Origin of the sequence: Citrobacter sp. wls718, assembly GCF_005280945.1 — a bacterium.
Taxonomy (GTDB): domain Bacteria; phylum Pseudomonadota; class Gammaproteobacteria; order Enterobacterales; family Enterobacteriaceae; genus Citrobacter; species Citrobacter gillenii.
On record NZ_SZWV01000114.1, the window covers coordinates 1 to 8,614 of the forward strand.

Annotated in this window: 8 protein-coding genes; 6 read left to right on the forward strand and 2 right to left on the reverse strand. The window is 48.5% G+C overall.

The window, feature by feature from the left end; translation table 11 throughout:
* Positions 1–199 precede the first annotated feature (199 nt).
* The 3 genes from FDW95_RS22290 to FDW95_RS22300 are packed head-to-tail and all read left to right on the forward strand — an operon-like array spanning position 200 to position 1,465.
* A complete protein-coding gene (locus FDW95_RS22290; protein WP_115257151.1) occupies positions 200–685 on the forward strand; it encodes an Hcp family type VI secretion system effector in 486 nt (161 codons plus the stop codon).
* A gap of 10 nt (positions 686–695) precedes the next feature.
* Complete coding sequence (locus tag FDW95_RS22295; RefSeq protein ID WP_115257150.1) at positions 696–1,139, forward strand: STM2901 family protein; 444 nt, start codon at positions 696–698, stop codon at positions 1,137–1,139.
* Entirely contained in the window at positions 1,133–1,465 is a 333-nt protein-coding gene (locus FDW95_RS22300) for a DUF1493 family protein (RefSeq protein WP_115257149.1), read from the forward strand. The genes FDW95_RS22295 and FDW95_RS22300 overlap by 7 nt, the downstream gene beginning before the upstream one ends.
* A gap of 96 nt (positions 1,466–1,561) precedes the next feature.
* On the opposite strand, the gene misL is transcribed toward FDW95_RS22300, so the two are convergent.
* Both misL and FDW95_RS22310 read right to left on the reverse strand, forming a co-directional pair.
* Positions 1,562–4,345, reverse strand: coding sequence for an intestinal colonization autotransporter adhesin MisL (gene misL / locus FDW95_RS22305; protein ID WP_115257148.1), 2,784 nt, complete (start codon positions 4,343–4,345; stop codon positions 1,562–1,564).
* 74 nt (positions 4,346–4,419) lie between these two features.
* Positions 4,420–5,037 (reverse strand): helix-turn-helix transcriptional regulator, encoded by a 618-nt coding sequence (locus tag FDW95_RS22310; RefSeq protein ID WP_115257147.1) that lies wholly within the window; start codon positions 5,035–5,037, stop codon positions 4,420–4,422.
* Positions 5,038–5,609: 572 nt separating this feature from the next.
* On the opposite strand from FDW95_RS22310, the gene FDW95_RS22315 reads away from it, so the two are divergent.
* The 3 genes from FDW95_RS22315 to FDW95_RS22325 form a co-directional block, all read left to right on the forward strand.
* Positions 5,610–6,383 (forward strand): winged helix-turn-helix domain-containing protein, encoded by a 774-nt coding sequence (locus FDW95_RS22315; protein ID WP_115257146.1) that lies wholly within the window; start codon positions 5,610–5,612, stop codon positions 6,381–6,383.
* Entirely contained in the window at positions 6,380–6,844 is a 465-nt protein-coding gene (locus FDW95_RS22320; protein WP_115257145.1) for a hypothetical protein, read from the forward strand. Before FDW95_RS22315 ends, FDW95_RS22320 begins: the two co-directional genes overlap by 4 nt.
* A 327-nt stretch (positions 6,845–7,171) precedes the next feature.
* A partial coding sequence (locus tag FDW95_RS22325) for a C69 family dipeptidase (RefSeq protein ID WP_137363620.1) occupies positions 7,172–8,614 on the forward strand: 1,443 nt, incomplete at its 3' end.

Sequence of the window (8,614 nt, forward strand, 5' to 3'; positions counted from 1 at the left end):
CGGATGGCGCTGACGCTTATCCGGTCTACTTTCAAAATCAATTATTCTTCCATAACCAATCATCCCACTTATATATAAGTATTTTAAATTCAGCCGTAGAATAATTTATTTATTTTTCTCTATTATTAATACCTTCACTATTGCAAACCAACCGTAAAAACCCTCATATATTATTTTCTCAACAAAATGGATTATTAACATGGCAATTCCTGCTTATCTCTGGCTCAAAGACGATGGTGGCTCACTTATAAAGGGATCTGTTGATGTAACCAATCGCGAACGCTCAATCGAGGTGATATCGTTTAGCCATAACCTTTACATCCCCACGGATGGCAATACAGGAAAGCTTACTGGCACACGTGTGCACGGCGCACTGATTTTTGAGAAGGAATTCGATAGCGCTTCACCTTATCTTTTTAAAGCCGTTGCCACAGGGCAAAGCTTGCAATCGGCAGAATTTAAGTGGTACGAGATCAATAATGCAGGTCAGGAAGTAGAGTACTACAACATGCTCCTCGAAGGGGTTAAAGTTGTATCCGTAACACCGATGATGCATGACACTAAAACTGTCATCAATGTTGGTCATAGAGAACAAGTACAGCTGCGTTACGATAAAATCACTTGGCATTATCTCGATGGTAATATCCAGTATTCGGATGCCTGGAATGAACGCATAACCGAATAAGTGAAATCATATGGACACTATCGAAGAGCTTAACGGTACATATTTCTACAGAGGGTTTGCTAATCTTTCAGCAGGAGAACTTCTTTTCTGGATTTTCCTTGATGAAACCAGTGAACAATTTGGCGTAAATGATTACATGACCTTGGGTCTAATTTTACTTGGTCAACCTACGATCGCAACCAGAGGTAAGCCGATAGGGGCAACAGCAGGGACATCACCTCTGAGCTCTCAGCTACGACACTGGTTAAATATAGAAACCAGACGTTTACCCACCCTAACTACAGGAAGTATAAGACGATTAAAATTTGCATATGTAACAAATCTGGGCGCTTTTGTTGGAAGATGGATTCCAATATTGGGGATTATCATAATGGCTTATGACGTGAGTGTGATTTCATACAAAGCCACAATTAAATACAACACCATAGCCAGAGGTAAAGATAAGCTATGGTAAGTGATAATGATGTCATCGCCTGGTACGATGAAACATTTAATAAACCCAGCTTATTCTTTAAAAAGCGTTGGCCAGTCACCCTCGATACCAGTCTTTCAACGGGAGATTATGTGTGGGCCAGTGAAACGGGCGCAGACATCATGGATGCTTACTTTGCAACTTTCAATGTTGATTGCACCAATTTCGATTTTTATAAATATTGGCCTAATGAGACATTCATACTTTATGCAATTTTTACCTGTAGCAGAGATGACGATAAGCCACAGCCATTAACACTCCGCATGCTGGCAGAGTCAGCAAAAGCGGGTAAATGGCTTTATGACTGAGCCTTATTGACTAATGTCATTTATCCGACATACCGCTTCCAAAAAAAATAAAGCCGCTGACCCATTAATCAGCGGCTTTTCCATTACTCACTTATATCAGAAGTTGTATTTCACGCCCAGCATACCGCGGGTATCGCTGTAGCCTTTGTCGCCGACCTGTTGAGCCACGTTGCTCCACACGTTGAGTCGCGGGGTGATTTGGCCTTCGACACCGACTTTCAGTTCGGCGATGTTTTTTGTGCCGCGCATGTCGTTGCTGACATCGTCCATTTTCACGCGGGCGGTCTGCGTATTGTGGATCCAGTTGGCTTCGACAAACGGCTGGAACTCGCGAGATTTACCGTCGTCGATGGCGTTGTGGCCATTGATGAAGGCCTTCACGCCCAGGCGGGTCATCAGGTTGCCTGCGGTATCATCCTTCACGCGGGTGCCGTTCGCTTCGCGGTGATCGTCGGCCTGCACGTCCATCCACACCACCTGCGCTTTCGGTTGCAGCCAGTAGCTGTTGCGCTCGCTTTCACCCAGTTTGAAGCTGTAACCGGCTTCCACCGAGGTGGTTACCCCGCTGGATTTATACTTCTCCGCCGCCTGCTCCTGGCCCATCACCTTGTTATCAAACCAGTTGTACAGCACCCAGCTATCCACATAAGTACCGGTCTTGTCGGCGTCATTCGCGTACCAGGTACCGTACAGACCCACGCTGTAACCGGTAACCTGACCGCGTGATGCGTAACCGGTCAGACTGGACTGCGTGCGGTTCTGGCTGTTGGCGTAGCCTGCCATCGCGCCGATGTGCCAGCGATCGAGACCGTCGCTACTCCACTGTGCCAGGTCGCCGCCTAACTGCAATACATAGCTGTTGCTTTGAGTTTTCAACTGCCCGCTGCCATCTTTAAAGCGGGTATGGCCGCCGACGTTGCGCATCCACAGGCTGGTGACTTTTTTCTCGCCCGTCAGCATATCGGTGTACTGCGTTTCCCCCAGACGATCGTGCAGTCGGGTCATAAACAAGGTATTGGCGGCAAAGTTGTTAGCCAGATAGCTGCCCGCTTCCGGGCGGTACTGCTGTTCAGTTACCGGCGGCACAACAGGCTCTTCTGGCTCAGGGATCACAGGGTCCACGGGATCAATGGGGTCTGGATCAACCGGCTCAGGGTCAGTTGGGTCGACAGGATCGGGGTCAACCGGACCAGGTGGAGTGACCGGAATAAAACTGGTCAGATACCAGTTGTTGTCCTTCTGTACCACGTTGTAATCATACGCACCGGCAACAATACGGCCCGCTTTTTCAAAGGTACCGTCGGAATTGCCCGCCACTTCAATGATTTCAATTCCTTCTACGGTTTGCGCCCCGGTTCCGCCGATGTTGTTCACCACCACGAACGTGTTACCCGCCGTATTGCCAAGTACCTTCAGCTTATCGGTTTCGGAGGCGTCATCATGAAGCACGGTGTTAAAAACCAGTTTGCCGCCGTTGCCGGTGAAATCCTCATTGATGGTCAGCGTCTGCCACGCTTCGTCGCCACCGTGGCCAAAGTTAACGACTGCCCCGCTGTTTAACGCCAGGTCGGTGAGCGTTGAGCTGTGGGTCATATTCCACGTCGCATCGCGCATTTGCAGCGAGATAACCCCCGTCCCTGCCGTGGCACTGGTGATATATGACGCCCCATTCCACAACGAGTTATCGGTCATGTTGAGCTTAATCGTACTGTTTTGCTGCGCCAGCGTGCTGATCGCCGCAGTGCCGCTGGCGGCGTGCAAATCACCGTCGATGAGGAAGCGACCGCCCGCCGAGCCGTCGACGATACCGCCCATTTCAGTGCTGATGGCATAGCTTTCGTTGCTGTGATCGCCCGCCATGGTAATGGCTGCACCACCGGCGAGGTTTATCGCACCGCGCGAAAGCGCAAACAGACCGCGTGGGGCTTTGCTGTATGAAGTCGCTTTTCCAGCACTGTTCACGCTAATGGTCGCTTTGTCGCCCAGGTTCACGGTCGCGTTCGTGGAGTAGACCGCATGTGCACTGATACCGTTCACCGTAATCGTGGCGTTATTGCCCAGTTCCGTTTTGGACGATGAGGCGGCATAAATCCCCGTTGAGGAAGCACCCGACGTCTCGATGGTAGCGTCATTGCCAAGCAGGATCGAGGAACCACTCCGCCCGGTGCGAAGACCTTCAGAGCCGTCGCCGGTCGTCACAATGTGTGCCCGGTCGCCAACGACAATCGTATTTTTGGCCTCCGTAGCGTCTTTCATTGCGTTTGCAGTGATACCACGCCCCTGGTAACCGGTGGTTTGAATATACAGATCGTCACCGACGTAAATGCTGGCCGATCCTTTCCAACCTTGGCTAAAGGAGTTGTAACCAGCGTTAATACCGTCACCATCCTGACCGTCCACATAAATACTGGTGCGATCCCCGGTGATGATAAAGACCGGGTTATCCGGCGTATTAGCCCCATGCGTGCGGATACCGTCAACATCTTTACCGTTGTTAGCGGCATTCTTTGACTGAGTACGAATCGTCAGGTCATCACCGAAAATAACCCCTGGGCTTCCCGTGTTGCTGTTCTGAATAACGGTAAGGGAGTGTTCAAAGGCTTCTGCGCCAGGTCCATTAAGCGTCACCCCGTGGCCATAAACGGGAATCGTGCCCGCATTCCATTGATAAACATAATTCGGCATCGCGCTGGTTTTCGCGAAATGAGCATTCGCCTGAGCAGGAATTAACGCCTGCAATTCCGGGGGCAAACTGCTCACCAGCCCGCTGGAGGGAAGACTGTCGACATCCACCCATGCCGCGTGGGATGAAAATACCATAGAAGCTAATGCGGCAGACACCGCTATGGCTAGACGTGAGTAATACTTAGGATTGGGCATAATTGCCTCCTACATTTAGGCGTAGAGAGTCCACCACATCGTAATAATGTGGAAATAATAAAAATGAAAAACAGTTATAAAATATTCGAGATTATTTTATGAATACTATGTCCCAGCTTTTCTTCAAGCCGAAGTTTATAGACGTAAATTTTCTTAATATCGATATTATCTGTGACGGTGATTTGCTGAATACTTTTCCCCGACATAAAACGCTTCAACAATATCATTTCCGTGTAGTTTAATGATCGTCCACGCTTGCTGTTAGCCAGGTGACCTGTGAACAGTCGGTGAATCTTCTGATGCTGAACAATATCGTCATCGTCAGAATAAATAATGCCTTGTATATAACTGCTTTTCGACAACCAGTAATTGGCTAACGGTGTCAGATTCCGGTCAGAGAGCAGGACAATACGCATCCCGCTACGGGCTAAACGGTCAACCCACTGCGGATCGGCGAACAAGCGCAGATTCGGGAACGAAAAGTCGACAAAAATAAAGCCCCGGGACAAATGATTTTGATTATTAAGCAGAAGTTTTTCAACGATCCCTGCTTTCAAAAAACGATTCCCCTCAGGCCAGATAGCAAAAGTAGCACGGTGACAATACTGTGCGCGTACCGCAGGCTGCGGAAATAAAGAGCAGGATAATTCACAACTTATGCAACGAACATTTGGTGGCGGTTTTCTCTTCATCAAAAACAACTCCTGTAATTTTTTCCTTCAATATTTCACTGGTAAATAAATGTGTCAATCGACACGCTACGCGCGCCCCGTTAGTCAATTAAATTCAGTCATTAAAAATGTTATAAAGTCTTATCAGCAAATTAATACGGATGGTAAATAACCTGATACCAATCAGTATATGCGTATCTTTTCTCAGAAAAATAACCATAACATTAGGAATTTTGCACATAAATCACGGCACCAGGATAAATACTCACATAGCACTATTTGCTAAAAAACCGACACAGGAGATAATTATCAGTAACATTAATCCGATAATTTAATCACTCTGGCGGCGTGGTGAATAAATATAAGGGTAATTCTGATAAATCTGTAATGAATTCTCATTACTTAACCTTAGTTCATTCTCACCTAAGATTTATCTATGCTATCCGTTTGTATTTTAATGATTTTATTTCGTCACCTAAGAACTTTATCACTGATGATGTGCAAAGACCGAGGCGTCTTTGCGATTTGTATGTAGAATTAAAGGGGGTGTCAACGGCACTCCGTGATACGTCTTTGTTACTGAGGGCCGGGCATTGTACCTTATCAATCAGTTGGTCGAATTTAATCCTGATAACAGAAGTCTGGTTAACCAGCAGACCGGGCGGGCGATTCAACTGCAACTGCCAGCCTCACTCTGCTTTTTGTATTTAATTACGCACCCAAATGACATCGTTTCTCAGAACACGCTGCTAAAAGTGGGTTGGGGGGAGCGCAATAATGTCACCACGACCAATACCTTTTATCAGGCAATCCTGACGCTGCGTAAAGCGCTGGAGGAAGTAGGGTTGCCTCGTGACACGGTAAAAACTATTTCTCGCCGAGGGCTGAGATTAACGGAAAATACGCAGGTAGAAGTCATAACGCACACACAAAGTGATGTTTCCTTGCCGCCAGTGATTAAAGAAAACACAACACCCACAACAATAGTTCCCTCACCGAAACAAACAACGCCGGTCCCTCGATGGGGGATTCTTTTTACCCTCAGCGTGCTTATTGCTACCCTGGTTATCTGGCTGGTGTGGTATCAGAAACGCCCGGCGATGCCATTTAACGCCTTCGTCTCTATTTCCATGCGAATTCCCTCAAATCAAAACTGCAAAATTTATTATTCACCGAATGAACACAATCTGGACGGTTATTTCAATTTGATGCAATCGCATCCCTCTCTCTGTGAAAAAAACCATTATGTGTTCCTTGCCGGTTACCGCAAAGCCGAGAGAGTGGTCGCCTTTGTCTGTGATAAAGACGCACGAACGGATGCTTCTGCGTTTTGTACCAGCCATTATTACTGGACGCGTGCGCAATGAAAAAAACCTGCACGATTATTCTGGTCAGTATTGGGCTGGCGACGGTTCTCGGTTCAGGTGCCTGGCTATGGCATTCGCGATATGCCGAACAACCACTGAATTGCGTCGGCAACGTAGAGTGGAATATTGGTGACAAACGCTTTACCGGCACGGTGTCGTACCGGATGTACCAGCATGAAGGGCTGGCGACCATTAACGGCAGGCTGTATGGACATCACACCACGGACGTCAGCAGGAACATTTATTTTAGCTACACCCAACAGCGCGATGCCCGCGTGCTGCAGACGACGCAGGTGGTCAAAACTTTCGCCGATACAGCGGATGAAGATGATATTAACAGCACATTACCGGGGTTTTATCGCCAGAGCGGGCGAGGCCTGAGCCTGGTTATGGAGGAGTATAAAGGCGCGTGGATTTTTGCGACGTCGAATGTTCCCTCACTGTATTGCCGCAAAAGATAATATCGTAATTTCACTTAAATCCAGCATTCACATTTATCATCATTGACTTACGCGACATGGGTCACTGAATCCAGTAATAAGCCATTGCTATTCTTCTCCCCGAATCAGGTAGCATCCTGAATACCTCGATATCCACTGCGTAAAAATCAAGCGAAATGGACGTGTTAGAGCGTCCAGAAGACTTTAACCGACGGATGGATATGCGGAGATAACGTGGGCAGGGGCGTTTATCTCTCTGGCGAGCCATGCCTGACAGTACAGGCGTGATCGCATTAAGGAAACGGTGTGTTTCCGGTGTACTTATGGCGTACTTATGAGGGATACATAATGTTTAGTTTTAAAAAGTGCCTGATTGCACTTTCAGTAAACCTGGCGGTTGTTTCATCCGGTTTTGCGTGTACGACCCTGCTGGTCGGCAATGAAGCCTCGGCGGACGGCTCAATGTTGGTGGCCCGTAGCGCAGACAGCGACGCGCTGAAAGCACAGCATTTTTTGATTCATCCAGCGAAACAGAACCAGACCGGGGTATACAGCACCAAAGCACATAATGGTGCGAATGATTTTACCTGGCCGCTGCCGAAAAACTCACTGCGTTATACCACCGTGCCTAACTGGAAAACCCAGCTACACGGAGCCACCGGTTTTAACGAACTGGGCGTTGGCGTCAGCGGGACAGAATCTATTTTTGCTTCATCGAAGGCGCTGGCCGTTGACCCGTACGTTGAGGATAAAGGGATCACCGAAGACGATATCCCAGACATCTTACTGTCACAGAGCAAAACCGCGCGTGACGCGGTGGCCCTGCTGGGGCATATCGTTGAAACCGTCGGCGCAGGTGAAGGTTTCGGCGTTGCCGTCGTGGATGATAAAGAAATCTGGTATCTGGAAACCGGTAGTGGTCACCAGTGGATGGCACAGCGGCTGCCAAATAATCAATATTTTGCCACCGGTAACCAGGGACGTTTACAGGATTACGATCCACAAGACCCGAACATGATGGCGTCGAAAAACCTGATTGAATTCGCCAGCGAAAAAGGTCTGTACGATAAGGCCAAAGACGGCAAATTTAACTTCTCCACAGCCTATACCCGCGATGATGTGCGTGACCGTACCTATAACGACCCCCGCGTGTGGACCATCCAGAAAACGTTTAATCCTTCCGTCAATCAGGATATGGCCGCAGGCCGCGAGTTCCCGGTATTCCTGAAGCCGGAGAAGAAGATGACACTGGACGACGTGAAGTCAGTGCTGCGTAGCCACTATGAAGGCACCAGCCATGATCCGTACACCAACGGTCTGAACGGCAAAGAGCCGTGGCGTCCTGTCAGCGTATTCCGCACCTACGAGGCCCACGTGATGCAGGTCCGTCCGTGGCTGCCAAAAGAAATTGGTGAAACAACTTACATTGGCCTCGGTATGGCCGATCTTACCGCCTTTGTTCCTTACTACAGTGGACTGAAGGCGTATCCGGCCAACTATACGATGGGGACGGATAAAGCTGACGATCAATCCATCTACTGGAAGTATCGTAAATTACAGACGCTGACTATGACCGATTATCCTAAGCTCGCGCCCATCGTCAAAAAAGCCTACAAAGCGTGGGAAGACAAGGTTGCACAGGAGCAAAAAGAGGTTGAGGCCGAATATCTGAAGATGGCGAAAACCGATAAGCCTGCCGCAGATAAAATGCTGAATGACTTCAACCTGCGCATCATGGCCGACGCCGAGAAGCTGACGGAAGACCTGACGGGTAATGACTCCAACTTATTG

What these genes read in the sequence shown, in the direction of transcription:
- FDW95_RS22295 (WP_115257150.1), top strand. Translation starts at nt 696, where the DNA reads ATGGACACTATCGAAGAGCTTAACGGTACATATTTCTACAGAGGGTTT.
- FDW95_RS22310 (WP_115257147.1), bottom strand. Translation starts at nt 5,037, where the DNA reads ATGAAGAGAAAACCGCCACCAAATGTTCGTTGCATAAGTTGTGAATTA.
- misL (WP_115257148.1), bottom strand. Translation starts at nt 4,345, where the DNA reads ATGCCCAATCCTAAGTATTACTCACGTCTAGCCATAGCGGTGTCTGCC.
- FDW95_RS22300 (WP_115257149.1), top strand. Translation starts at nt 1,133, where the DNA reads ATGGTAAGTGATAATGATGTCATCGCCTGGTACGATGAAACATTTAAT.
- FDW95_RS22320 (WP_115257145.1), top strand. Translation starts at nt 6,380, where the DNA reads ATGAAAAAAACCTGCACGATTATTCTGGTCAGTATTGGGCTGGCGACG.
- FDW95_RS22290 (WP_115257151.1), top strand. Translation starts at nt 200, where the DNA reads ATGGCAATTCCTGCTTATCTCTGGCTCAAAGACGATGGTGGCTCACTT.